The organism is Acinetobacter sp. NIPH 1852 (assembly GCF_022549455.1).
Taxonomy (GTDB): domain Bacteria; phylum Pseudomonadota; class Gammaproteobacteria; order Pseudomonadales; family Moraxellaceae; genus Acinetobacter.
In genome coordinates this window covers 285,229-310,847 of record NZ_JAKZGG010000002.1, presented here as the reverse complement: position 1 = coordinate 310,847, position 25,619 = coordinate 285,229, and the positions used below count along the sequence as shown (strand labels likewise).

The window sequence follows — 25,619 nt, the reverse complement described above, 5'->3', positions numbered from 1 at the left end:
CTAACACATTGCAAATATGCCAAGCTTGAAACAAGCTTGGCATATTGTTTTTGATCAAAACACTCACATAGGCAATTGGAAATATATCCAGTTGCTTGTGTGCAAAGGTGATCTACGAACTAAAACTACATTGCAGCTGCGTGCTTTGCAATTGATCAGGTGCTTTACGGGTATCAAAACCAGCGCTGGCGCTCAGTACTTGGTTGGCTTTGATATTAACTTGCACAAATTGATATTGTGAATTGCTATTGGTTGGCTCTGGTGAACTACTATTTAATAGATATTCATGATTTTCTTTATTAACCTGTAATAGATTATCTGTACTGTCACCATCCAATTTTGATCGAAATGTCTGATTATTCTTGGTTAGTTCCAGCCATCCATCGGCACGAATATCAAGTTGGCAGCCTTGACTGTTATCTTGATAGTGGCCAATCAAATATTCAATAGAAGGTGAGCTATGATTAATGATATTTATACCTGTAATGCCTTGTTTACAGGGATAAATTGAGCCATTGCAAGTTGCGATTGTATCTGAAAAACCAACAGCTCGACGGTAATCCCCCGCACCAGTGATACGAACATTGTGCGGTACAGATGGATTGGCTGTTGGCACAACACCAGAATAGCTACGCTGTTGCAATTGGTTATAATGCGTTGGATTAGATGTCTTTTGGTCATAAGTATCTGCGAGTTGCAACACCGCTTGCTTTAATGAAGCAGCATATTGTTCTCTTGTATTTTTTTGATTATTTGCTATGTCAATGATGGTATTTTTAGCAGGGTCAATATTATCTGGTGCTGCGAGAACCAAAGTTGTCAGGGCTTCTTGATCACCACGGATTTTTTTTGCATCCAGATAGCCATCTCTTAAATCAATGGCTAAATTTTTAGAGAACTCAGCGAAGGAAGTGTCAGGATATATGGTTGACCATTGCTGTAGATAACCAAAACTCAGGTAGGTGTTTAAATATAATCCAGAATTTATATTGGAGCTTTGAGGTGAGAAGACATGCAGTCTATTGGATGGATTTACGTTGGTGATGTTTAAATATTTAAAGGCACTCAATAACGCTGTTTCAACATCCGATGTCGCAAGTTCAAGCTGTCCTGCTGTGATGTTCATTGCATAGTTACTTTCATCACTTGGCAACTGTCCTGAACGAACTAAGGCGCGTTGATAAATCGACTCGCTGCTGGGGTTGATAAATATCGTTTGCGTTAAATCACTGACATCAACTTTGACTAATGCTCGTAATGTCAGATCAATTTTTTTATATTGACCACTGAGGAAATCGTAGATCAGAGAATTAGGTGTAGTCGTTAATTCAACTCGATATAAACGGTTTTTATTCAGGATTTCAGGCAGGGTAATCGATAAATCGGTTGTTGTACTAAAATTTTGCTCTAAGACTAATCGGTCATCAACGTTATCAAAGACTTTAACAACAACTTCACGTATTTCGAGAGGCACTTTAATATTAAAGTTCTTCGGTTTTTGGGCTACGACCTCTTCTGGTGGAGTGCTCTTACGTGCTTCACTCTCACCACTACCACAACCAATCAAAGCTGAACTAAGTAAAAGTGTACTCAACCCTAAGCAAATATGATGATGTAATCTTTGTTCTGACATCAAAGAAGGCATTCCAGCTCTCCAAAAATTTTGCATCCATGAAATTTTTATTACCGCATCGTTTTATTCTATGCGAATCTTATACTGATTCAATAGTCTTTCTTGACCAATGGTAAAATCAGCTCAAAATAAAAGAATACCTTTTCTCTTTCTATATATCTGATTTTTGAAATATAAGCCAATTTATTCATGTTAATTTGATGATGACTACTCATTTTATTTTCTTATAAGTTAGAGACTTGAAGATTGTGTAAAACAAGCCAAACTGCCATACTATTTGTCTAAATGAACGCTAGAGGTGTGACACGTGATTTCTGTTGGTATTGTTGGTGGAACTGGATACACAGGGGTTGAACTACTACGTCTATTGTTAAGACATTCACAAGTTCAGGTCAGTATTCTCACTTCGCGTACTGAAGCTGGAAAGCGTGTTGCAGATATGTTCCCAAGCCTACGAGGACATACTGAGCTCAAGTTTTCTGATCTCGATTTGGATCAGCTTAAACAGTGTGATGTTGTTTTTTTTGCAACGCCGCATGGTGTAGCGATGCAACATGCTGAGGCATTGGTTGCTGCTGGTACGAAAGTAATTGATCTAGCGGCAGATTTTCGTCTACAGAATTTAGCCCAATTTGAGAAATGGTATGGCATGCAACATCATTGCCCAACTGTACTCAAAGATTCAGTTTACGGTTTAACTGAATTGAATCGTGAAAGAATCAAACAAGCGAATGTAATTGGTAACCCAGGCTGCTATCCGACCACGGTTCAGCTTGGTTTAGCACCATTATTAAAGAATCGTTTGATCAATACTCAGAGTATCATTGTTGATGCAAAATCAGGTGTGTCGGGTGCAGGACGTAAAGCCAGTCTTGGTATGATTTACAGTGAAAATGCGGATAACTTCAAAGCTTATGGCGTGGCAGGACATCGTCATCATCCAGAGATTGTTGAAGCCCTTGAGAATATTTCAGGACAAAAAGGTCAGTTTGATCAACTGATTTTTGTACCGCATTTGGTTTCAATGATTCGTGGTATGTTAAGCACGATTTATGTTGATTTAACTGAACAGGGTCAACAAACAGATATACAAACATTGTATGAAAGTTTCTATCAAAATGAACGTTTTGTAGATGTGATGCCTGCCAACAGTTCCCCTGAAACACGTAGTGTTCGTGGTGCAAATGAATTACGTATCGCGATACATCAGCCTCAACCGAATAAGTTAATTGTGCTTGTTGCACAGGATAACTTGGTGAAAGGCGCGGCAGGTCAAGCAGTTCAAAATATGAACTTAATGTTCGATTTTGATGAGGCTGCAGGTTTGGAAGGTATTGGTTTATTACCATAAAAAACGCTTTTTTACTTCACACACATTTAAAATTGGATTTAAATGTGTGCTTTGATGTAGATCGTAACGATAGAGATAATGATGGATAACGTTGAACCAACGACTTCACCAGAAAGTTCGGTTGAGAAAAACAAATTCTTAAAAACGAATTTACCTTTACTTATTGCTGCAACCATTCTTATTGGTAGTAGTTTTATGATTGGTTATACAGTTGGGCACCGTCAAGGATTAACGGTTGTTGGTTATGATGCCGATGCTGAGCAGCTAGTAGATGTTGTTCAAAAACAGAAGACAGCATTAGACTCTATTAACAAAAGTTTGAATGCTGCTGTTCAAGAGCGGGATATGGCTGTGGGTAATGCTGATGATCTATTCAAAGCGGTCAATCAAGCCAATGCTGATAAGATTCAGTTTGAGGGCATGAATGCCATTTATCGAGATATTTTGAGACAGCGCGGTGGCGTGAGTTTGACGATTCAGAATTTGGCGATCAAGTCTTTACCTGAAAATGCGTTTGAATATCAAATTGATCTTGTTCAAGTGAGTCCGAATAAACGCCGTGCAGCAGGGTCTGTTGAGTTGCGTTTGATTCGAAATACTGAAATTTTAGATGTACCACTAGAAGATAAAAGCTTTAATTTTGATGATTTTGAGCGTTTAACTGGACGTTGGACCATGCCAAAAGGATTTACGCCACAATTTATCGAGGTGCGTTTATCTGGCGCAGGTACACCTGTGATTAAGCGCTTTAGCTGGCAACGTGGTCAACCCGTTGATTTAAATTCTGCTTTTGTATCAGAAATTCCTCAAGCTGAAGCAAATGCTCAGTAAATTTATAGATTAAGAACCGAATATGCGAAGATATCGACGTCAAATGAATTTAAGTGAAGTGAAAAACTCTTTTCATCAATCGGGTTATGTTGACTGGCACTTAAATCCTCGTTTAAGTGATTCGCAAGAGGATCATGATGGTGAGCTGGTTGTGCAAACAGCTCCACCAGCAGTGCAGCGACCACCATTGTATGCAGTTGTTTTATTAAACGATGATTACACGCCAATGGATTTTGTGATTGATGTATTGCAAAGCTATTTCTCTATGGACTTGGATCAAGCAAGTCAAGTAATGCTAACAGTCCATTATGAAGGCAAAGGCACTGCGGGTATTTATCCTCGAGATATTGCTGAAACTAAAGCAAATCAAGTTAATAATTATGCGCGTGCACAAGGACACCCGTTGCTTTGTCAGATCGAACCTGAGCAGCGTTAAGAAAAGCAACGCTCTTGCGGAATATATTCCTCATGCGCAAGACCTTGCGCCATATATGGCTCATATGCCCGAGTGGCGGAAAACAAATTTAAAGCATCACTTTGAGGCTTTGTCCTGAGAAGGCTTTAGAGCTTCGTAAGAAGACCTTGCGCCATAGCCATACATGTGTCTCGTATGCTCCAGTGGCAGGTGTAGCAAAGTTTTAACCGCGAGTAAAAATATACATAAACGTTCAAGTAAAATTTGAATGGATGATGAAGAAAAGTAACGGTTAAACAACAAGTATGTTTGTTTTTTAAACAATTGAATGGTTCATATTCTCTTTGTAATTAAATTTTTACAACAATACTTTGTTTTGAATCTTGACCAATACACTCAACTAATGCTAACAGTAGACTATGAAGCAAAGAGACTTGTAAACGTATGTTAGATAACGATTGCAGATACTCAAGCGGATTAGTCCATAATTGGCTTTTTCAGTTAAAGATGCGTCTTTTTTTGATCTAGCCCAAAATATAAGGGGGTTACATGCTCAGTCGTCAATTAGAAGTATCGTTACGTTTGGCTGTAAGCATGGCTCGTCAAAAGAGGCATGAGTTTCTGACAGTTGAACATCTATTGCTCGCTTTACTTGATAATGATTCAGCTGTGAACGCACTAAAAGCATGTGGTGCTGATATCGTTACTTTACGTAAAGAATTAGAGGAATATGTAGAGCAACACACCCCAAAGCTTGGTGATAATAGCGAACAAGCACCACACCCAACGGAAAGTTTTGACCGAATTTTGCAACGAGCGATTTTTCATGTTCAATCAAGCGGTGGAGATCGTACCGTTGAAGGGGCAGATGTTTTAGTTGCCATGTATTCTGAAAGAGATTCTTTCGCTGTTTATTTATTGAAACGCCATCAAATTAATCGTTTAACTTTAACTCAGTACTTATCTCATGGAACACGTAAAGAAGAGATTCAAGTTGAAGAAGAAGTTGAAGATATTGATGGGGAAAGCGCAGCATCTGCAAATGCAGGGCCTTTAGAGCAATACACGTTAAATCTAAATACTGAAGCGCAAAAAGGTAAAACAGATCCTTTAATCGGGCGTGAGAAAGAAATTGAGCGTGCGGCACAAATTTTATGTCGCCGTCGTAAAAATAACCCACTATTAGTGGGAGATCCGGGTGTCGGAAAAACTTCGATTGCTGAAGGTTTGGCATGGTTGATTGTCAATGGTAAAGCACCGAAACCTTTAGCAAATGCTGAAGTTTATAGCTTAGACATTGGTGCGTTGGTTGCAGGGACTAAATATCGCGGTGACTTTGAAAAACGTTTGAAACAATTGTTAAATGCGTTAAAAAAGAATCCGAATGCAATTCTATTTATTGATGAAATACATATGATTATTGGTGCTGGCTCAAGTATGGGCAGCACAATGGATGCATCAAATCTTATTAAACCTGCTTTGGCAAACGGAAGTTTACGTTGTATCGGTTCAACAACTTTCCAAGAATATCGTCAAGTATTTGAAAAGGATCATGCATTATCGCGCCGTTTCCAAAAGGTTGACGTAAGTGAACCAAGTATTGGGGAAACGATCGAGATCTTACGTGGTCTGAAAAGCAAATTTGAAGATTTCCATCACGTTGAATACGACGACAAAGCACTTGTGGCTGCTGTGGAGCTCTCTGCAAAATTCATCAATGACCGTTTTTTACCAGATAAGGCGATTGATGTTATTGATGAAGCAGGTGCGGGACGTCGCTTGAAGGCGGAAGTCGATGGCTCACTGATTTCTGTCGAAAACATTGAGGATATCGTGTCTAAGATTGCGCGTATTCCACCTAAAACAGTCTCGAAAGATGACAAGACTGTGTTGGAAAATCTAGAGCGTGATTTAAAACGTGTGGTCTTTGGTCAAGATGAAGCAATTACAGCCTTATCGTCAGCAATTAAGCTTTCTCGTGCAGGCTTAAAAGCACCAGACAAACCTGTTGGAAGTTTTGTATTTGCTGGGCCTACAGGGGTTGGTAAAACAGAAGTTACCAAGCAATTGGCAAAATTGTTAGGTGTGGAGTTTGTCCGCTTCGATATGTCTGAATATATGGAGCGTCATGCAGTTTCACGCTTGATTGGTGCACCTCCAGGTTATGTTGGTTATGATCAAGGCGGTTTGTTGACCGATGCGATTCACAAAAACCCACATTGTGTCTTGTTACTTGATGAAATTGAAAAAGCACATCCAGATGTATTCAACTTATTATTACAAGTCATGGATCATGGGGCTTTAACCGATAACAATGGTCGTAAGTCTGATTTTAGAAATGTGATTATTGTATTAACAACCAATGTCGGTGCGGAAAGTATTTCTCGTGCAAGTATTGGTTTTACAGAACAAGATCACAGTGCCGATAACCAAGATGCGATGAAACGTGCATTCTCACCTGAATTCCGTAACCGTTTGGATGGGGTGATTCAGTTTAAATCATTACCAACAACAGTCATTGAATCTGTGGTTGATAAGTTCTTAACAGAACTCCAAGCGCAGCTAGATGAAAAACAAGTGGTGCTTGAAGTTGATCAAAGTGCACGTGACTGGTTATCTACCAATGGCTATGATCGCCTCATGGGTGCTCGTCCAATGCAACGTTTGATTCAAGAGCATTTGAAAAAACCACTTGCTGAGATGATTTTATTTGGTGAGTTGGCTGAACATGGCGGTAATGTTGCTGTTTCTGTCAAACATGAAGATGGCAAAGACGTCGGTTTGAAATTGGAAGTATTTGAAGACCATATCAATCCGAGTGCTGAACCCGCTTAATGTTTGAATTCTCTTTTTCTATAACCCGAATACTAAGTGTATTCGGGTTATTTTTATTAACTGCAATTGCTGAAATCTTAGGTTGCTATTTTCCTTATTTGATTTTGAATCATGGCAAGTCTCATTGGTTGTGGATACCGACAGCATTGAGTCTAGCTGTATTTGTGTGGTTACTCACATTACATCCCGCTGCATCAGGTCGTATTTATGCGGCTTATGGTGGTGTTTATATTTTCACTGCGTTGATGTGGCTACGTTACGTTGATCAAGTAATGTTGACGCGCTGGGATGTCTTGGGTGGGATCATTGTGCTTTGTGGTGCAAGCTTGATTATCTTACAACCGCAAGGGTTGGTGCGTTAAGCGCTTAAGCATAACAATAATCATGTTGTCACGCTTATTTAGAAATATGAGAAAAAATACTACATCAATACATAATCTTCTGAAATTCCGCATTCTTCTACGAAAGATTCATCATGTGATACTAATATCACCGCACCATTAAAAGAGCGAATTGCCTGAGCGAGTAATTCGCGTGATTCGATGTCGAGATGATTTTCTGGTTCATCCAAAAGTAATAGCTCTACAGTTTGTTGTTTCAACGCAAGCAATGACACTTTTAAGCGTTCGCCACCACTCAAAGTTGCTAAAGGAGTAAGTGCTTTATCTCTACGGATTTGTAAATTTCCAAGCAAAGTTCGCGCTTGTTGCTCGGTCAGATTTGAATCAAAACTACATAAATAACCAACGGCCGATATACTTTCGTCAAGTAATGAAAGATTCTGATCCAAATAAATAGAACTTACTTTGCAATGAATTTCTCCTGACGCTGGAGGAATTAGACCGTGGATGGTCTTTAGTAAAGTTGATTTACCAATGCCATTTATACCTTTCAAATGCAATTTCTCTCTAGCAGAGATTGCGAGATTAAGGTGAGTGGTATTCGCAAAAGCCAATTTAAGCTGATGACAGCGTAAGATTTCCACTGATGATTTTCCAGAGATTGGGGTAAATTCAAAAGATTGCGGTTTCAAATGTTCCAATTGAGTTTGCTTATGTAGCAACTCGTCTTTTGCATCCGCTAATTGTTTGTTCTGTTGCTTACGTAGATGAGAGAGTGATTGCTCGGCTTGCTCTTTTTTTGCGTCCAACAAGATTGGAGCTTGCGAACCAGACGACCTTAACTTTTCACCTATTTTTTTACGCTTTTGAGCTTTCATTTGACTGAGATTTTGCTGTTCCTTAAGATGCTTCAATTCTCTTTTTTCTTGTTGAACAGCTTGCGATAAGGCTTCGACTTGGGAGTGATGTTGTTGCTGATACAGTGCATAGTTCCCACCATAATAATTTAAACCAAATTGATTTAATGCAAAAATACTTTCTACATGAGCTAATAGCTGTCGATCATGACTAATGATGAGCCCACCTGTAGTATGTTGAGCCATTTGATTGATTAGCCATTGACGACCCTGAGTATCCAAATGATTACTGGGTTCATCTAGTAGCAGATAATGATCTTTAAGTAGAAATAAACGACAAAGTGCAAGTTTGGTTTTTTGACCTTCACTTAAATGTTGAATGGATGTGCTGAGCTCACTAGGTAAGCCAGCACTTTCTAAGAGCTGCTGCCATTGCATAGGCAAATGCCAAAGATTTTCCACCTGTTCATAGTCTGTAAATGAAGCACAACCTTGTTGAATATGCTGAAAAATTAAATATAAATCTTCAATGTCTAAGGCTTGAGCAATGGTCTCTGCTTGTACACGCTGAAGCTGTGTTAAATATTGATGTGGGCATTGCCATGAAATTTGACCTGAATGGGTTAGCTCACTGGCTGCTTGCCCATGCAGAGTCGACATCAATACTGATTTACCTTGACCATTACGACCGATCAATCCAGAAAACTGTTTTAAAGGGAGTTGGAAAGATAGGCTCTCAAAAAGCTTAAGCTGAGAGAATTCAAGTGTTAGGTTTGTAACGATACATGCCTGTTGAGTCATAAGAACCTCATAAACAGGATATGCAAAATAGAGTGAGAGGGGTTTTAGAATACGAATCGCTAAACGATAGATAAGTCTATTTTGCACATCAAAAAGGGAAGTGAACTTTGATGATAAAAATAGAACTTACTTCATCAGCGTGATCTCAAATGGGTTTATTTTTGCATTATTCTATTGGTGAAAAAGTCAAAGGTCAAATTTCACCTTTTTACAGTCGCAGTTAAAAAAGAGAAAAAAAGCTTGTCAAATGCCCTAATAGTGCGTAGTTTAGTAAGGAAGAACAGTTTTTTAGATATTTGAAATAATGATGTTAAAGCATACTGTAAACACAAACGCTTACTTTTATTTTTGGCAATATATTTAGTTGCCTGAAGCGTTTCGGGCGACAAAAGGTTGCCCAACCAGTTAATACCTGATCGGCAACCCCGATCAGGTTTTTTTATGCTTTAATATTCATCACTTTAGGAGAAATAGCATGTACATATTTAACGTTTCATATTTTAGCAAGACTTCTTGGTTTTACTTTGCAAAGAAATCAACATCGCTTAGATCACACTTGCTCAAATAAATATTCGGACTGTGCGACAGTCCAAAGGAATTGCCAATGAACGCTTTAAATACTGCTTTAACACAATCAAAAAGTCATACAAAAGAAACAATGCTCAGCTTACCTTCGCAACTTAAAGCGCAGTATCCCTTGTCTGCTACTTTAGCGCAGCAAATCTCAAAACATCGTCAAACGATTCAGAATATTTTATCAGGGCAAGATCACCGTTTAATGGTGATTACAGGGCCTTGTTCGATTCATGATCCTATCGCCGTTCTAGAATATGCTGATCGTCTACAGCAACTACAAGAACAAGTAAAAGATCAGATATTTCTTGTTATGCGCGCATATATTGAAAAACCACGGACAACAGTGGGTTGGAAAGGTTTTTTGTATGATCCAAATTTAGATGGATCATCAGATTTACAGTTGGGTTTAGAAAAATCGCGCGCGCTTTACTTACAACTTGTTGAAAAGGGTTTGCCAATTGCAAGTGAAATTCTAAGCCCAATGGCAACAGGTTATTTTGATGATTTACTCGCTTGGGGGGCAATTGGTGCGCGTACCAGCGAATCTCAAATTCACCGTGAAATTGCTAGCCATATGCCATACAGTATTGGCTTCAAGAATGGTACCGATGGTTCGATTCAAATTGCGTTAGATGCAATCCAATCTGCGCTACATGGTCATCAATTTTTAGGAATGACACAACAAGGTTTACCTGCAATTTTGCATAGTGAAGGTAATCCATTGCCACATTTGATTTTACGTGGTTCAAATCAAGGAACAAACTATGATTTGGCAGCGATTCAGGCGATGCATTTTAAACATAAGCATTTACCAGCATTGGTGATTGATTGCAGTCATGGCAATAGTGGTAAAGATCCTTTGTTACAACCACAGGTTTTGCAGCAAATTATTGTTGAGCGAGCTGAATCAAACGTACGTGGTGTTATGCTTGAAAGCCATTTAGTTGATGGGAATCAGAAGATTTCTTGTGATATGACTTATGGTCAATCAGTAACAGATGGTTGTTTAGGTTGGGATAAAACGGAACAAGTTTTGTTAGATATTGCTGAACAAATGAGACATAAGAAATAATCTTCCTTAAAAAAGCCAATCTAGATCAGATTGGCTTTTTTATTCAATTCCGTAAAACCGCTTATATGGACTGTGCGCTAAGAAAACGACCAATCTCTTGGCTAAACTTTCTGGGTTCTGTAATCAATGGTGTATGTCCAGAGCGTTCAAAATAAACAGTTTTAGCATTTGTTAGACTCTTTGCAATCAGTGTCTGACCAGTTTCAGGGTAAAGGCTAGATTCACGACCGATAAAGAACGTGGTTGGGCAGTTCACTTGGCGAATCGCTTCTCTATAGTCTTCATTGTGATTTAAATAATTTTCAACATACCAAAGCAAATAATCTAAACGTTGAATCGGCAGTAAATATTTTTGTAGGAAAGGGCGGTTTAGTGCGAGTTTAACGATTTTAGGGCTATAGGTATTGCTACTTTGTAATTCAATAAAAGCTCCCCATAAACTTACCAGTTTATAACGGATATCACTTGGTAGGTCTTCAAGCTTTTGTGCATGCTTATAATCTAATAAAAGTGTTTGAATATCGAGAAGTAGATTTTTGAATTGAGCATGCTTTTGTCCAAACAAGCCATAATGCCAAGAGTCGTCTACCGAAATCTTAGGGGTTTGGTCAATATGAAGATAGGCTTTGAGTTTTCCTGCCAAACCACCATGTTTCATGCCATGCATCGCTGTAGTTGCGCCCATGGAGTAGCTCATCAAGATAAACTGATCTAATTTTAATTGTTTAATCAGATGATCAATATCATTCCAATGACTAGAAATCGCATCAGTCTCTGGAATCGCACAGTGTTTTGAACCACCAAAGCCACGCCAATCCGGAATAATAAATTCATATTGCTTACGATTAGCAAATAAAAAAGGAAGCCATTGCCAGCTTTGCATACCCAGCCCAGATAAAACAAGTACAGGTTCACCTTCACCCACACGTCGTACAAATAATTTTTGTTGATCGGGCATGGTATAAAACGGCATTATTTTTCTCCTTTGTCTAGTTCATCAAACTTCTTAAGTTGAGGAATCATTTGTTCTAACCATTTTATCCATTCGTTTTCTTTAATGATACCAAGTTCAAGAATCATTTTATGGATAAACAAAACGCGATTGGTCGGTTCGGTATTTTTAAAATCTTTATCATGAATAGCTTGATAAAGGCTTAATTTTTCCTTATGTAATATTAAATGCCGTTCTAATTCGGGCAAAATTTTATTACCACCTAACTGCGCTTCAGCTCTTAATCTAACCATGAGGTCATCACGTAGTTGAGCTGGTTCACTTTGCTGCTCAATCCATGCAGCGAGTTGTATTCTTCCGAGCTGTTCGATTTGATAGGTTTTTTTTCGACTATTGGCTGTTTGCTCTTCTAAGGTAGAGATCCATTCTTTTTTCAGCATACCATTGAGTTCACGATAAATTTGCTGATGAGTGGCATTCCAAAAAAAGCCCATGGAGCGATCAAAACGACGAGCTAATTCAAAACCTGTGCTTGGTTTTTCTAATAAGCTGGTCAATAAAACATGGGCGAGTGACATAACCATCCAAGAAATAAAAAGTGACTCTTTAGATTATGCAAAATGTTGCATAAAAATCAAATCTTGTTTATAAGTTTGTGCAACAAGTTGCATTAGCAAGCAGATTGCTAGCCAAAGGAGAACACATGTCAGCTTATCCAAATTTATTAGCACCACTTGATTTAGGCTTCACTACATTGAAAAACCGTGTACTGATGGGCTCTATGCATATTGGTCTAGAAGAAGCACCGCAAGGTTATGAACGTATGGCAGCGTTTTATGCTGAACGTGCGAAGGGTGATGTTGGATTAATTGTTACTGGTGGTGTTTCTCCAAACGATGATGGCGTGGTATTTGCGCATGGCACTAAATTAGATACACGTGAAGAAGCTGAAAAGCATAAAGTGATTACCCAAGCTGTACATGACGCTGGTGGTAAAATTGCGATGCAAATTTTGCATACAGGGCGTTATTCGTATCAAGCTGATAATGTTGCACCATCTGCCATTCAAGCACCAATCAATCCAATTAAACCAAAAGCATTGTCTTCTGCTGAAGTACAGCAAACCATTGATGACTTTGCCAACTGCGCCAAGCTAGCCCAATATGCGGGTTATGATGGTGTTGAGATCATGGGGTCTGAGGGTTACCTCATTAATGAGTTTATTGCAGCTCGTACCAATCATCGTGATGATGAGTGGGGCGGAAGTTATGAAAATCGTATTCGTTTTCCAATCGAAATCGTAAAACGTACTCGAGCTTCAGTTGGTGAGAATTTCATTATTATCTATCGTTTATCCATGCTTGATTTAGTTGAAGGTGGTTCAACGCTAGAAGAAGTGGTACAACTCGCCAAAGAAATCGAAAAAGCAGGTGCAACGATTATCAATACGGGTATTGGCTGGCATGAAGCACGTATCCCAACGATTGCAACCAAAGTACCTCGCGCTGCATTTACATGGGTGACTGAAAAGTTAAAAGGTACAGTATCGATTCCATTGATTACCTCTAACCGTATCAATACACCAGAAATGGCGGAGTACGTGTTAGCTTCTGGTCATGCAGATATGGTGTCCATGGCGCGTCCGATGCTTGCAGATGCTGAATTTGTATTGAAGGCGAGTGAAGGTCGTAGTGATGAAATTAATACCTGTATTGGTTGTAACCAAGCGTGTTTAGATCATATTTTCTCAATGAGTATTGCAACATGCTTAGTTAACCCACGTGCATGTTATGAAACTGAGTTAATTTTCAAAGAAACCAATGCGACCAAAAAAATTGCAGTCATTGGGGCAGGGCCAGCAGGTTTAAGTTTTGCTGTATATGCTGCAAGTCGTGGTCATAAGGTAAAAGTGTTTGATGCAAGTAATCAAATTGGTGGTCAGTTCAATATTGCCAAAACCATTCCGGGTAAAGAAGAATTCTATGAAACCTTGCGTTACTTCAAACGCCAAATTGAATTACAACCCAATATTGAATTAGTCCTGAATCATACCGTGACCTATGACGAGCTGAGCCAAGCGGATTACGATGATATCGTGATTGCAACAGGGGTTACGCCACGTCAATTACAGATCGAAGGGATTGATCATCCAAAAGTATTAAGCTACCTCCAAGTTTTAAGAGAGCGTATGCCTGTTGGTAAGCGTGTCGCGATCATTGGTGCAGGTGGTATTGGTTTTGATACAGCAGAGTATTTAACCCATGAAGGTGAAAGTGGTAGCTTAAATCCTGAAAAATTCTATGCAGAATGGGGCATTGATACCACGTATGAGCATGTTGGCGGTTTAAAACAACCTGAACTCGAAAAATCTGAGCGCGAAATTTACTTATTACAACGTAAGAGTGCTGCTGTTGGTTCTAGTTTAGGTAAAACCACGGGATGGATTCACCGTACAGGCTTAAAACACCGTGATGTCAAAATGATTGCGGGTGCTAGCTACGATAAAGTTGATGATCAGGGTCTACATATTACTTTGAATGGTCACAGCACTGTTCTTGAAGTCGACAATGTTGTGATCTGTGCGGGTCAAGAGTCTTATACAGCAATGTTTGATCAGCTTAAAGCAGATGGTAAGAATGTTCATCTGATTGGCGGGGCTAAAGAAGCGGGTGAATTAGATGCGAAACGTGCGATTCGTCAAGGTGCTGAATTAGCTGCAGTACTATAAATAAACAGACCTAATACTTTGGACATTTTCTCTTAGGAGGAAGTGTCCATTGCGCTATGAATTAATTAAAAGGAAATATAACAATGACGATTGAAATAACAAAACAAGCGATACAACTTTGGCATCAAATGATTAAAACAGGCGATTTGTCCATTTTAAATGACTTGCTCTCTGATGATGTGGTTTTTCGTTCACCCGTCGCGTATAAGCCTTATGAGGGAAAGCAGGTTGTTTTCTTTATTTTGAGTAATGTCATTCAGGTTTTTCAAGATTTTACCTATCATCGTGAGTTTTATACCGACGATGGTGAAAGTGTCGTACTCGAATTTAGCGCTAATGTAAGCGGTAAATCATTAAAAGGTATTGATATGATCCGTTTTGATGAACAAGGTAAAATTACTGATTTCGAGGTGATGATTCGCCCAATGAGTGGTTTAGCAGCGTTGGCAGAACAAATGGGCGCTCGATTGGCACAGTACCAGACTGCTCAATCATAAATAGCCTAAGTATATCGAGACTATTAAAATGTGGCTAAAACTTTCAACAATTGCTTTGTTACCTGTGCTGATTATACAAGGAACACGCGTTCGTAAGAATACGCCACGTTTGTCTGAGCCAAGTGGTGAGCGCGAGGGGTGCGTTGGTCAAGGTCAACCCCTTTCGATCTTAATTTTAGGCGACTCCGCTGCGGCAGGTGTAGGTGTTGAAACACAACAAGATGCCTTATCAGGAGTGATTATCTCTGAATTAAAAACAGAGTATGCCTTGCAATGGAAACTTCACGCGAAAACGGGTGATACAACCAAACAAGTTTTCCAAGCGATACTGGGTTTAGATCAACAACAATATGATGTTGTGGTGACGTCTATTGGTGTCAATGATGTGACGAAACTTATTTCAGCAAAGTCTTGGATAAAACAACAAAAACAATTATTTACCCAAATACAGCAGCACTTTCAACCAAAATTGGTTATTGTATCAGGAGTACCACCGATGCAGCATTTTCCAGCACTGCCTCAGCCATTGGCTTGGTTGTTCGGAAAATATGCAGAGCAAATGAATAAAACATTACAACAATGGCTCACTTCACAAGATCAATTTAGATTTATTGCATACGATATCGAAGCTTTGCAGGCGCTAAATCTGCCGATGGCAAGGGATGGCTTTCATCCTAGTAAAGAGGTTTATGCAATTTGGGGGAAACAAGTCGCAGATTTAGTGCGACAGTCGTTTAGACCCTAAGTAGAGGGAGGAATGAAGTATGGGTATATTCACTCTAAATAAACTGAAAGTTTTAGGTTTAAATCTATTTGATTTGGCACTCGGTGCCGAACCACCAAAAATGTATTATCACCCAAAAGGCAAAATCAAAGATGTTCTGGAGAAGTTACCCCAATTAAAGCAAAAGTATCGCCCAACACCTTGGTTGAGTAATACACATGTCCATCTCTTATATTTTGATATCATTAGAAAGAAAACAATCAAGCTGGAATATGATCGTATAGATCAACTTACCATGCAAGATGGTGGTGTGACCGCAATTGCTTGGTATGGATATGATCTTCCTGTCACTACACCCACTGTTGTGATCATGCATACCATCACAGGTACACTTGAAAGCATGCGAGAGTTGGTCAAAGATTTACATCAATATACGGGTTGGCGAATCGCACTTTGTTTACGCCGTGGTCATGCTGGTTTACCTATGCCAGTGCCACAAATTTCTTTATTTGGTTCTACTCGCGATTTAAAAGAACAGCTCGATCATATTCAGCAATTATTCCCAAGTTCTGATTTATATGCAGTGGGATCTTCTGCGGGTACAGGACTATTGGTACGTTATTTGGGGGAGCAAGGTGAAGATACGCCATTTAAGGCAGCTTTCGCGATGTGTCCAGGTTATGACACAGAAATAGGCTTTAAAAATGTTCATCCTTTTTATAGTAAATTGATGACCAAAAAATTATTCAAACATTTTATTTACCCTTATCAAAATATCTGGAGTCGGGTTGCTTCTCTTGAAAAGGTATTGGCGACAACAAGCTTAGAGGAGTTTGAAAAAGCATATTTTGAAATGGCAGGTTATGAGGATTATCAATCTTATTGCAAAGCGATAAACCCAATTTACGTGTTTGAAAATATCAAAATCCCACTGATGATTTTAAATGCTGAAGATGATCCCGTTTGTTCAATCAAGAATTTCGAGCCTTATAAGGACAAGATACAACAGATGGATAATATGGTCGTGATTACTACGAAAAAAGGGAGTCATTGTGGCTTCTATGAAAGCCTAGCGGTGAAATCTTGGGCATCACGATTGATGGCAGATTTTTTTAAGAGTTATTAGGGTTTGTTAATATTCCAGCTATAAAAAAGCCAGCTCCCTTAAACCGTGATGAAAGCGGCGCAAAGGAACTGGCTTTTTAAATACTTTTTTAAGCAGATTAGTTGCTTAATGCAGGTGTTGCAGCAGCGATCGCAGCAGCGACAGCATCTTCTTCACTTTGACCAGAAGTATTCGATTTAGATGGTTTTGGCTGTTCAACTCTTGGCGCGCTAGGTTGAGTTTGAGTTGCTCTAGGTTGCTCTGTACGAGGAGCTTCAGATTGAGCAGTTGTATTTTGGGTTTGAGCAGGTCGAGTTTCACGACGAATTTCGGTTGTCGTATTCTCAGTTTCTTCAAGAGTCGTTTCAACTACAGGCGCGGGAGCTTCTTCTGTATTGATACTTTCTAAAGACTCAAACACTTCAGTTTTCGCAGCTTCAGGCTGTTGCTCTGTCATTTGTGTTTCAGTAGCCTGTTCAGGCTGCTCTTCGTTTTTAGGTTCTTCTTTTTTCACACAAGCTGTAAGTAAAAGACCAGTCGCAAGTGCTGCACAAATTAAAAGTTTATTATTCGCCATCGCTAAAACAACATATCAAATAAGGACGACGAGGATTATAACAGCAAAATTAACTGAAAAAAGCACTCGGATTTATCGAGTTTGTTGATAATTTATAAATGTTTGCATGGATGCATGTGTTATGAAGTGGATCGATGTTGGGGTTCTAAGGGAATTTTTCTCATCGGAGCTGTGTTTTTGATTTGTTAAAAGCAATTTTTATATGAAATCTCCATAAATCCCATAAAATTTTATTGAAAATGCTGATAGAATAACCAGTTGTTTATAGTTCTTTGAATTGAAGCGGTTTGACTTTGCTTTATAGGGGCAGAGTACAGTAAAATTGCCCAACATTGTAGGCCGATTTCGGCTTGATTGTACGAGAAACTTAATGACCCATTTTATTTTTGTCACTGGTGGTGTGGTTTCATCACTAGGTAAAGGTATTTCTGCTGCTTCTGTTGCCGCACTTTTGGAAGCTCGTGGCTTAAATGTCACGATGGTAAAAATGGATCCATATATCAATGTCGATCCAGGTACCATGAGCCCATTTCAGCACGGTGAAGTTTTTGTCACAGAGGATGGTGCAGAAACTGACTTAGATTTGGGATATTACGAACGTTTCCTACGTCGTGCAAAAATGACGAAGTTAAATAACTTCACCAGTGGACGTGTCTACCAAGACGTTTTAAACAAAGAACGCCGTGGTGATTACCTCGGTGGTACAGTCCAAGTTATTCCGCATATTACAGATAATATTAAAGAACGTGTATTACGTGCCGGTGAAGGTTACGATGTCGCGATCGTCGAGATCGGCGGTACAGTAGGTGATATCGAATCACTTCCATTTATGGAGTCAGTGCGTCAGCTTATGGTTGAACTGGGTCATAAACGGACCATGTTGATGCATTTAACTTTATTGCCATACATCAAGTCGGCTGCTGAACTTAAAACCAAACCAACTCAGCACTCTGTTAAAGAGTTGCTTTCAATTGGTATTCAACCCGATATTCTTATTTGCCGTACTGAATATGATGTTGATGCAGATACTAAACGTAAAATTGCATTGTTTACCAATGTGGAAGCACGTGCAGTTGTTGTATGTAAAGATGCAAAAACAATTTATCAAATTCCACGTAATTTCTCTGAGCAAAACGTAGATGATTTAATCTGCGAACGTTTTGGCTATAACGATCTTCCAGAAGCAAATCTTGAAGACTGGGATAATGTGGTTGATGCACTATTAAACCCAGAATATATCGTACGTGTTGCGATGGTCGGTAAATATGTCGAATTACCAGATGCTTATAAATCTGTAAATGAAGCACTTTTACATGCGGGTATCCAAAATCGCGTTAAAGTACAAATTGATTATGTTGATGCTGAATCTTTAGAAGGTCAGGACATTTCTGTACTTGAAACTGCGGATGCGATCTTAGTACCGGGTGGCTTTGGTGAGCGCGGTACTGAAGGTAAAATGCGTGCAATTCAATATGCGCGTGAAAATGGTGTTCCATTTTTAGGTATCTGTTTGGGTATGCAGTTGGCTGTGATTGAATATGCTCGTAATGTAGCAGGACTGCCTGAAGCGACCTCAACTGAATTTAATCGTTCAACCAAATACCCACTTATTGGCTTAATCACTGAATGGCTGGATGAACGCGGCGAATTACAACATCGTAGTCTTGAGTCAGACTTAGGCGGTACGATGCGTTTAGGTGCACAAAAATCAGAGTTGGTTGAGGGTGCAAAAATTCGTAGCATCTATGGTCAAGCTGAAATTGTTGAGCGTCATCGCCATCGTTATGAAATGAATGACCGTTTTATTCCAACACTTGAACAAGCTGGAATGAAGGTTTCTGGTTATTCATCAGTACAACACTTAGTTGAAACTGTAGAAATTCCTGAACATCCTTGGTTTATTGCTGTACAATTCCATCCGGAATTTACAAGTTCACCACGTGATGGACATCCATTATTTGCTAGTTTTATTGAGGCTGCAAAAAAACAGCATCAGAAGTAAATAATGTAGGCTTTAAATAAACTGGGAAAGTTTAGATGTCACAATTAAAAGCACAAGAAGTTGTACGTTTAGGCGATATACAAATGGCAAATCATTTGCCATTTGTATTATTTGGCGGAATGAACGTACTCGAATCAAAAGATTTAGCCTTTGAAATCGCTGAAACTTATGTCGATATTTGCAAGCGCTTAGATATTCCTTACGTGTTCAAAGCGAGCTTTGATAAAGCGAATCGCTCTAGCTTAAATTCATTCCGTGGTCCAGGTTTGGAAAAAGGAATTGAATGGCTTGCAGACATTAAAAAACAGTTCAATGTTCCAATTATTACCGATGTGCATGAACCGTATCAGGCAGCGGAAGTTGCAGAAGTTGCAGATATTATCCAACTTCCAGCTTTTTTGAGTCGTCAGACTGATCTTGTTGAAGCAATGGCAAAGACTCAGGCGATTATCAATATCAAGAAAGCACAATTTCTAGCGCCACATGAAATGCGTCATATTTTGCATAAATGTTTAGAGGCTGGGAATGACAAACTTATTCTTTGCGAACGTGGTTCAGCATTTGGTTATAACAACTTAGTTGTTGATATGCTGGGTTTTGACACGATGAAAGAAATGAATGTTCCTGTTTTCTTTGATGTGACCCATGCATTGCAAACACCGGGCGGTCGTTCAGATTCTGCTGGTGGTCGCCGTGCGCAAATCACCACATTAGCACGTGCTGGTATGGCAACTGGTTTAGCTGGTTTGTTCTTAGAAGCACATCCAGACCCTGAAAATGCAAAATGTGATGGACCTTGTGCATTGCGTTTGTCTCAGCTTGAGCCATTCTTGGCACAATTAAAAGAATTGGATACTTTGATCAAAGGATTCAAAAAGTTAGATACACATTAAACCAATCTTTCCCCTTTGAGTTCCTCTATAAAAGGGGAACGCTAAGGAAATATGGGTTTAATTTATTATTCATTCAACAGAGGAATTGTTCATGAGCCAAATCGTTGATATTCGTGCGCGCGAAATTTTGGACTCTCGTGGTAACCCAACCATCGAAGCAGACGTAATTTTAGAATCTGGGATTGTTGGTCGTGCATGTGCACCATCTGGTGCTTCAACTGGTTCTCGTGAAGCTTTAGAACTTCGTGACGGTGATAAAGCACGTTACTTAGGTAAAGGTGTTCGTACAGCAGTTAATAACGTTAACACACTGATTCGCGATGCTTTGTTGGGTAAATCAGTTTTCGAGCAAAAAGACATTGATAATACAATGATCGCGCTTGACGGTACTGAAAACAAAGAAAAATTAGGTGCAAACGCAACACTAGCTGTATCTTTAGCGGTTGCACGTGCTGCTGCTGATGAAAAGAAGACCCCACTTTTCCAATATATCGCAGATCTTCGTGGTCAAACGATTTTGACTATGCCTGTTCCAATGATGAACATCATCAATGGTGGTTCACATGCGGATAATAATGTAGATATTCAAGAGTTCATGATTGAACCAGTCGGTTTCACTTCATTCTCTGAAGCATTACGTGCAGGTGCTGAAATTTTCCATTCTTTAAAATCAGTTTTAAAGAAACAAGGTCTAAATACAGCAGTTGGTGATGAAGGTGGTTTTGCACCGAACCTTCGTTCTAATGAAGAAGCAATCACCGTTATTCTTGAGTCAATTGAAAAAACTGGCTATAAAGCAGGTTCTGATATTATGCTTGCGCTTGATTGTGCATCATCAGAATTCTACAAAAATGGTCAATACATTCTTGCAGGTGAAGGCAACAAAGCATTTACTAGCAATCAATTTGCTGACTACTTAGCGGGCCTTGTGAACCAGTATCCAATTATCTCAATTGAAGATGGTTTGGATGAGTCTGACTGGGAAGGTTGGAGCTACCTCACTTCAATCCTTGGCGATAAAATCCAATTGGTTGGTGATGATTTATTTGTAACTAATCCTAAGATTTTACAACGTGGTATTGATGAGAAAGTAGGTAACTCTATTCTGATCAAATATAACCAAATCGGTACTTTGACTGAAACTTTAGATGCAATTTACCTTGCTAAAGCAAATGGTTATAGCACTGTTATCTCACACCGTTCAGGTGAAACAGAAGATTCAACCATTGCTGATTTAGCAGTTGGTACAGCAGCAGGTCAAATCAAGACTGGTTCATTGTGTCGTTCTGACCGTGTTGCAAAATATAACCAATTGCTTCGTATTGAAGAGTTAACTCAAGCAGCTTACCGCGGTAAAGCTGAGTTTAAAGGTCTAAATTAAGGTCAATCTCAGCTATGTTGAATCCTCCTGACCCTCTTTCTTTACAAAAGAGAGAAACTTCACGAATTCAGAATCCTATAGAATTCGTGACTGATCTTCCTTTAAAGAGGGATATAGGGAGTTATTCATGTTAGAGATTTTTAGATCTACTTCAAGTAAGTTGATTCTGTTGCTTGCAATCGTTTTGATTGCAAGTTTACAGTATCGGTTTTGGCTAGGTGAGGGCGGATACGTTCCTCATCAGGCTTTAACTCATCAAATTCAACAACAAGCTGAAATCAATACTGAGTTAAAAGAGCGTAACCGTATTTTGGCCGCTGAAGTTTTTGATTTAAAAAACGGAAGTGAAGCAATTGAGGAACATGCACGCTTAGATTTAGGTTTAGTTAAACCTAATGAAACTTTTGTGCAAATGAGTACTATTAGTACCCATTACAAACCCATTTATATTGATCCAAATGCAAAAGTAGATACTGCCACCAATGAAAACTAAGCTTTGGGCGATTGTACCCGCAGCAGGTTCGGGCAGTCGTTTTTCCAAAACCGAATTAAAACAATATCAATATATCCAAAGTCAAACTGTACTTGAGCATACGGTTAACCGTTTAAATACATTGGATTTGGCGGGGTGTGTGCTAGCGATCGGTGAGCAAGATAACTTTGCTAGAACACTCTCTTTTCAACATCTAGATAAATTGCACTACTGTATAGGTGGTGTCGAGCGTGTTCATTCTGTTCTTAATGCTTTAATTTATTTATCCGATATTGCAGATGAAAATGATTGGGTTTTGGTACATGATGCTGCACGCCCATGTGTAACAGCGAACTGTTTAGAGAAATTAGTGCTATCTTCAGTTCAATCGAATCAAAGTTCGATTCTAGCAATACCTGTGCGCGATACTTTAAAACACGTACAAGCTAATGATCAGATTGAAAGAACAGTAAGTCGTGAGCATTTATGGCAAGCGCAAACACCACAAATGGCAAAATTAAAAACGCTAAAACATGCGATTGAGGCTGCATTAGCTGCCCAAATCAATATCACCGATGAAGCAAGTGCCTTGGAATATATCGGTGAAGCTGTGCAAGTGGTACAAGGGCGTTCAGATAATATTAAAATTACTTATACCGATGATTTAGAACTTGCACGCTTAGTTCTTCTGTCTCAAACAAACTAGATTTAGATATATCTTTCTTAATATAAAATAGCCTAAGTAAATTAGATGAAATTTATCATTTTCCTGTTAACATAAATGACAAGTATTTCACAATTTGTTAAATTTAAACAACATTCTTGATAATGGATCAATAAATGAAAAAATTATTACTTGCAGGTCTTTTTAGCTTTTCTTTAGTGGGTTGTGCAACAACAACTCAACAGCCTCAAGATACCGTACAGGAAACAATTCGCTACTCGACCAGCCCTTGTTTTGGCGCATGCCCGATTTATTCTGTTGAAATTTCTCCTTCAGGGAAGGTTCATTTTGATGGGAAGCAATATACCAAAGTTGTTGGGACGCAAGACCTTAGCGTTGATCCTTCTGTTTATAGCAAGCTTCAACAAGAGCTGAAAACGTATCGCCCAGAAACAGGTATGAGTGTAAAAACTACTGCTTGTGAAGAGACCGCAACTGACCAGCAGAATGCCTATTTTTCTTGGTCACGTCCAGATGGTACGGTAACTAAACTTAGTCACTACATGGGCTGTATTTCGCCAGCAAATGCTGAGCTCAATAAACTGATTGAAAAGTTGCCAAAAATGATTGGGGTTGATGGTTTAGTGAGTTAAATAGAATATTATTTATTTGCCCCGATATATCGGGGCATTTTTATATGAAGATTGCCATCTTATGCTGGCATTGGAAATTCACCTTGTTGTAAAAACTGTGATAATTCAAAACGAACAATGCTTGAATCTTCGACCGCTTTAAATATAACCTCATCAGCACCAATATCACAAAACCATTGCGCTCGATCTATCGGGCTATTTTGGCTAAAGTGATCTGCTGTAAATAGTCCAACACAAGCTGCATGGTGATTTTCACGAGCGGATGGATATTCAAATATTTCTATGCCTGCATTTCTCATGGATGTACCCAACTGTTGAGCATAACTGTAGTTTGTCGGGTGAGCGATAAGATCAAGATACTGTTCAAATGGTGGAGATTGTAAACGGATACCTTTATCACAATGATAGCCGACTGAGAATAAGGTGTGCTCGGTACGTATGGTTTTTTTCTTTGGTTGGCCATTCATTGAATGCCAAAATATAAAGCGATAATAAGCTGATTCTGCTAGCGTAACAGCGATGCTACATCCGCCATAAAAAATACTCGGTTCAAATGTCCGACCAAAACGTGAACCCCATTTTAATGGCGGGTAGCGAAAAGGTGTTTTAAGTAGATAATGTAAATGATCTGAGTTTGGAGGATATGGTGGTTTAACCAATTCCAGCATATCCTCCAATAATGCTTGTTCTTCTAAGGTGTCAACTAATTGTCGTGTCGCAATTTGTTCTTGGCTTTCTACTAAACGATATAAAGTACCAGATAGGGGCGTTATTTGTTGGTTTCCTTGACACTGTTGCCATAGATTTTGTTCAATGGCGGTCATACTTTACCTCGAATTGCATCGACAAATTGCAGAACAGAGACCAATCCACTCACACTCTCGATTTGTTCAACAGGAACACCACCAGTCACACGATTCGATGTATTCATAAAGTGACGCATCCAGTCTGTGTCTCCACCTGTCAAAGCATATAATGCCCGTGATAGACGAATAAGCAATAGCGCCAATTCACCTTGTTTAGAAGCAGGATCTAACTCAGGATTGTTTTTCAATCGGCTGATCGCTGTACGATGTACACCTAAAATGGCGGCCAATTGTACTTGTTTTAGGTCAAGTTGTTCTGCTGCATTGAGCACCGCTTTGGCGAGTACAACTTTTTTGTCTGCGGGTTGTTTTAATAATGCACTCATGATGAAATCCTCATGCTGTATATGCACTTATTATATGTTAATTGTGCATTATGCACAACTTTGTGTTGGAGCAATGATTTTGTATGCGTATGATATAAGTAGAATCTGATTGGCGAAAATAGATATAGTTGAATAAAGGTAGATAAAATAACGCATTAAATCAAATGTAGAAAAATAGCTTATATTATTATTTAAAATAATATATTATAAAAACACATAATGTTTGGAGCGGAATATGCATAGCATTTTGTTGGCACTGATGGGCGGTGTGCTTATTGGGTTAGCAGTTATTGGTTACTTATATGTGAATGGTCGTATCGCAGGAATTAGTGGTCTGATCGCCCAGCTACTCCAACCAAAATCATTATTTAAAAGCCCAGCTTTTTGGTTTTTGTTGGGCCTACTTATCACACCATTTATTTATCAATTATTTGTTAAGCCTGAGATCATCTTAGAGTCATCTCCGATCGCCTTGATTGCGGCGGGGGTATTGGTTGGCTTCGGTACGCGCTTAGGTTCGGGATGTACCAGTGGACATGGTATTTGTGGAATAAGTCGTTTGTCTATGCGTTCAATAGTTGCAACGATGATATTCATGTCTGCTGGGATCGTGACGGTATATATTGCACGTCATCTGTTAGGGGTGATGCTATGAAAAATATTTTTGCTTTTTTATTTGGTAGCTTATTTGCGCTAGGTCTAATGCTTTCAGGGATGTCGAATCCCGCAAAAGTTTTAGGTTTCTTAGATATCTTTGGCCAATGGGATATTAGCTTAATGTTTGTGATGATTGGTGCAATTGCTGTTGCAATTATTCCTTTCCAAAAAGCAATTCGTAACCCAAAAACATTATTTGGAGAAAAAATTACTTTACCAACGAATACTCAGATTGATAAAAAACTGGTGATCGGAGCAATTTTATTCGGTGTTGGTTGGGGTATTGCGGGTGTTTGTCCTGCACCTGCAATTACATTGATTGGCTTGGGTTATTCTCAAATTTGGTATTTTATTACAGCCATGCTGTTTGGAATGTTTATTCATCATTTATGGGCTAAGCGCTAGGAGAA

Annotated in this window: 25 protein-coding genes; 18 read left to right on the top strand and 7 right to left on the bottom strand. The window is 39.1% G+C overall.

Annotated elements, in window-relative coordinates:
- Window positions 1-112 precede the first annotated feature (112 nt).
- Complete coding sequence (locus tag MMO38_RS03100; RefSeq protein ID WP_241322503.1) at window positions 113-1,645, bottom strand: hypothetical protein; 1,533 nt, start codon at window positions 1,643-1,645, stop codon at window positions 113-115.
- Between the two features lie 295 nt (window positions 1,646-1,940).
- Here MMO38_RS03100 and argC point away from each other — a divergent pair, with 295 nt between their 5' ends.
- The 5 genes from argC to MMO38_RS03075 all read left to right on the top strand — a co-directional run bounded on the left by argC (window position 1,941) and on the right by MMO38_RS03075 (window position 7,427).
- Entirely contained in the window at window positions 1,941-2,984 is a 1,044-nt protein-coding gene (argC, locus tag MMO38_RS03095; RefSeq protein WP_241322502.1) for an N-acetyl-gamma-glutamyl-phosphate reductase, read from the top strand.
- Between the two features lie 81 nt (window positions 2,985-3,065).
- Window positions 3,066-3,815: a DUF6776 family protein gene (locus MMO38_RS03090; protein ID WP_004671298.1), complete on the top strand. Its 750-nt coding sequence runs from the start codon at window positions 3,066-3,068 to the stop codon at window positions 3,813-3,815.
- Between the two features lie 22 nt (window positions 3,816-3,837).
- Complete coding sequence (gene clpS, locus MMO38_RS03085) at window positions 3,838-4,251, top strand: ATP-dependent Clp protease adapter ClpS (RefSeq protein ID WP_165382367.1); 414 nt, start codon at window positions 3,838-3,840, stop codon at window positions 4,249-4,251.
- Window positions 4,252-4,779: 528 nt separating this feature from the next.
- The gene (clpA, locus tag MMO38_RS03080; protein WP_130161416.1) at window positions 4,780-7,065 is read left to right on the top strand and encodes an ATP-dependent Clp protease ATP-binding subunit ClpA; all 2,286 of its coding nucleotides are present in this window, start codon (window positions 4,780-4,782) and stop codon (window positions 7,063-7,065) included.
- Window positions 7,065-7,427 (top strand): YnfA family protein, encoded by a 363-nt coding sequence (locus MMO38_RS03075; RefSeq protein ID WP_241322501.1) that lies wholly within the window; start codon window positions 7,065-7,067, stop codon window positions 7,425-7,427. Before clpA ends, MMO38_RS03075 begins: the two co-directional genes overlap by 1 nt.
- 59 nt (window positions 7,428-7,486) lie before the next feature.
- Here the strand turns inward: MMO38_RS03075 and MMO38_RS03070 are convergent, their stop codons facing one another.
- Window positions 7,487-9,064: an ATP-binding cassette domain-containing protein gene (locus tag MMO38_RS03070; RefSeq protein ID WP_241322500.1), complete on the bottom strand. Its 1,578-nt coding sequence runs from the start codon at window positions 9,062-9,064 to the stop codon at window positions 7,487-7,489.
- Between the two features lie 604 nt (window positions 9,065-9,668).
- Between MMO38_RS03070 and MMO38_RS03065 the strand changes: the two genes are divergently transcribed.
- Window positions 9,669-10,712, top strand: coding sequence for a 3-deoxy-7-phosphoheptulonate synthase (locus tag MMO38_RS03065; protein WP_241322499.1), 1,044 nt, complete (start codon window positions 9,669-9,671; stop codon window positions 10,710-10,712).
- 61 nt (window positions 10,713-10,773) lie between these two features.
- Here the strand turns inward: MMO38_RS03065 and MMO38_RS03060 are convergent, their stop codons facing one another.
- Window positions 10,774-11,685: an alpha/beta hydrolase gene (locus tag MMO38_RS03060; protein WP_241322498.1), complete on the bottom strand. Its 912-nt coding sequence runs from the start codon at window positions 11,683-11,685 to the stop codon at window positions 10,774-10,776.
- Window positions 11,685-12,242 carry a helix-turn-helix transcriptional regulator gene (locus MMO38_RS03055; protein WP_241322497.1) on the bottom strand — a complete coding sequence of 186 codons (558 nt, stop codon included), beginning with the start codon at window positions 12,240-12,242 and terminating at the stop codon, window positions 11,685-11,687. The genes MMO38_RS03060 and MMO38_RS03055 overlap by 1 nt, the downstream gene beginning before the upstream one ends.
- A gap of 125 nt (window positions 12,243-12,367) precedes the next feature.
- Between MMO38_RS03055 and MMO38_RS03050 the strand changes: the two genes are divergently transcribed.
- From MMO38_RS03050 to MMO38_RS03035, 4 genes are all read left to right on the top strand, one after another.
- Window positions 12,368-14,392, top strand: a complete 2,025-nt coding sequence (locus tag MMO38_RS03050; protein WP_241322496.1) for an NADPH-dependent 2,4-dienoyl-CoA reductase — start codon at window positions 12,368-12,370, stop codon at window positions 14,390-14,392.
- Between the two features lie 83 nt (window positions 14,393-14,475).
- On the top strand, window positions 14,476-14,889 hold the full coding sequence (locus tag MMO38_RS03045; RefSeq protein ID WP_241322495.1) for a nuclear transport factor 2 family protein: 414 nt from the start codon (window positions 14,476-14,478) through the stop codon (window positions 14,887-14,889).
- A gap of 28 nt (window positions 14,890-14,917) precedes the next feature.
- Window positions 14,918-15,634, top strand: a complete 717-nt coding sequence (locus tag MMO38_RS03040; RefSeq protein WP_004671275.1) for an SGNH/GDSL hydrolase family protein — start codon at window positions 14,918-14,920, stop codon at window positions 15,632-15,634.
- Between the two features lie 19 nt (window positions 15,635-15,653).
- The gene (locus tag MMO38_RS03035; protein ID WP_004671274.1) at window positions 15,654-16,739 is read left to right on the top strand and encodes an alpha/beta fold hydrolase; all 1,086 of its coding nucleotides are present in this window, start codon (window positions 15,654-15,656) and stop codon (window positions 16,737-16,739) included.
- Window positions 16,740-16,836: 97 nt separating this feature from the next.
- On the opposite strand, the gene MMO38_RS03030 is transcribed toward MMO38_RS03035, so the two are convergent.
- Window positions 16,837-17,295, bottom strand: a complete 459-nt coding sequence (locus MMO38_RS03030) for a hypothetical protein (RefSeq protein ID WP_004671273.1) — start codon at window positions 17,293-17,295, stop codon at window positions 16,837-16,839.
- Between the two features lie 370 nt (window positions 17,296-17,665).
- Here MMO38_RS03030 and MMO38_RS03025 point away from each other — a divergent pair, with 370 nt between their 5' ends.
- From MMO38_RS03025 to MMO38_RS03000, 6 genes are all read left to right on the top strand, one after another.
- The gene (locus MMO38_RS03025) at window positions 17,666-19,297 is read left to right on the top strand and encodes a CTP synthase (protein WP_241322494.1); all 1,632 of its coding nucleotides are present in this window, start codon (window positions 17,666-17,668) and stop codon (window positions 19,295-19,297) included.
- Window positions 19,298-19,332: 35 nt separating this feature from the next.
- Entirely contained in the window at window positions 19,333-20,190 is an 858-nt protein-coding gene (gene kdsA, locus MMO38_RS03020) for a 3-deoxy-8-phosphooctulonate synthase (protein WP_121930207.1), read from the top strand.
- 91 nt (window positions 20,191-20,281) lie between these two features.
- Entirely contained in the window at window positions 20,282-21,571 is a 1,290-nt protein-coding gene (gene eno, locus MMO38_RS03015; protein WP_004671269.1) for a phosphopyruvate hydratase, read from the top strand.
- A gap of 127 nt (window positions 21,572-21,698) precedes the next feature.
- The gene (gene ftsB / locus MMO38_RS03010; protein ID WP_004671267.1) at window positions 21,699-22,064 is read left to right on the top strand and encodes a cell division protein FtsB; all 366 of its coding nucleotides are present in this window, start codon (window positions 21,699-21,701) and stop codon (window positions 22,062-22,064) included.
- A complete protein-coding gene (gene ispD, locus MMO38_RS03005) occupies window positions 22,054-22,749 on the top strand; it encodes a 2-C-methyl-D-erythritol 4-phosphate cytidylyltransferase (protein WP_241322493.1) in 696 nt (231 codons plus the stop codon). The genes ftsB and ispD overlap by 11 nt, the downstream gene beginning before the upstream one ends.
- A gap of 134 nt (window positions 22,750-22,883) precedes the next feature.
- On the top strand, window positions 22,884-23,360 hold the full coding sequence (locus MMO38_RS03000; RefSeq protein ID WP_241322492.1) for a DUF6438 domain-containing protein: 477 nt from the start codon (window positions 22,884-22,886) through the stop codon (window positions 23,358-23,360).
- Window positions 23,361-23,419: 59 nt separating this feature from the next.
- On the opposite strand, the gene MMO38_RS02995 is transcribed toward MMO38_RS03000, so the two are convergent.
- Together MMO38_RS02995 and MMO38_RS02990 are read right to left on the bottom strand one after the other, a co-directional pair.
- Entirely contained in the window at window positions 23,420-24,184 is a 765-nt protein-coding gene (locus MMO38_RS02995; RefSeq protein ID WP_241322491.1) for an RES family NAD+ phosphorylase, read from the bottom strand.
- The gene (locus tag MMO38_RS02990) at window positions 24,181-24,552 is read right to left on the bottom strand and encodes an XRE family transcriptional regulator (protein WP_241322490.1); all 372 of its coding nucleotides are present in this window, start codon (window positions 24,550-24,552) and stop codon (window positions 24,181-24,183) included. Before MMO38_RS02990 ends, MMO38_RS02995 begins: the two co-directional genes overlap by 4 nt.
- Before the next feature lie 235 nt (window positions 24,553-24,787).
- Between MMO38_RS02990 and MMO38_RS02985 the strand changes: the two genes are divergently transcribed.
- Both MMO38_RS02985 and MMO38_RS02980 read left to right on the top strand, forming a co-directional pair.
- Window positions 24,788-25,207 carry a YeeE/YedE thiosulfate transporter family protein gene (locus MMO38_RS02985; protein WP_241322489.1) on the top strand — a complete coding sequence of 140 codons (420 nt, stop codon included), beginning with the start codon at window positions 24,788-24,790 and terminating at the stop codon, window positions 25,205-25,207.
- Entirely contained in the window at window positions 25,204-25,614 is a 411-nt protein-coding gene (locus tag MMO38_RS02980; protein ID WP_241322488.1) for a DUF6691 family protein, read from the top strand. Before MMO38_RS02985 ends, MMO38_RS02980 begins: the two co-directional genes overlap by 4 nt.
- The last annotated feature ends 5 nt before the right edge of the window (window positions 25,615-25,619 follow it).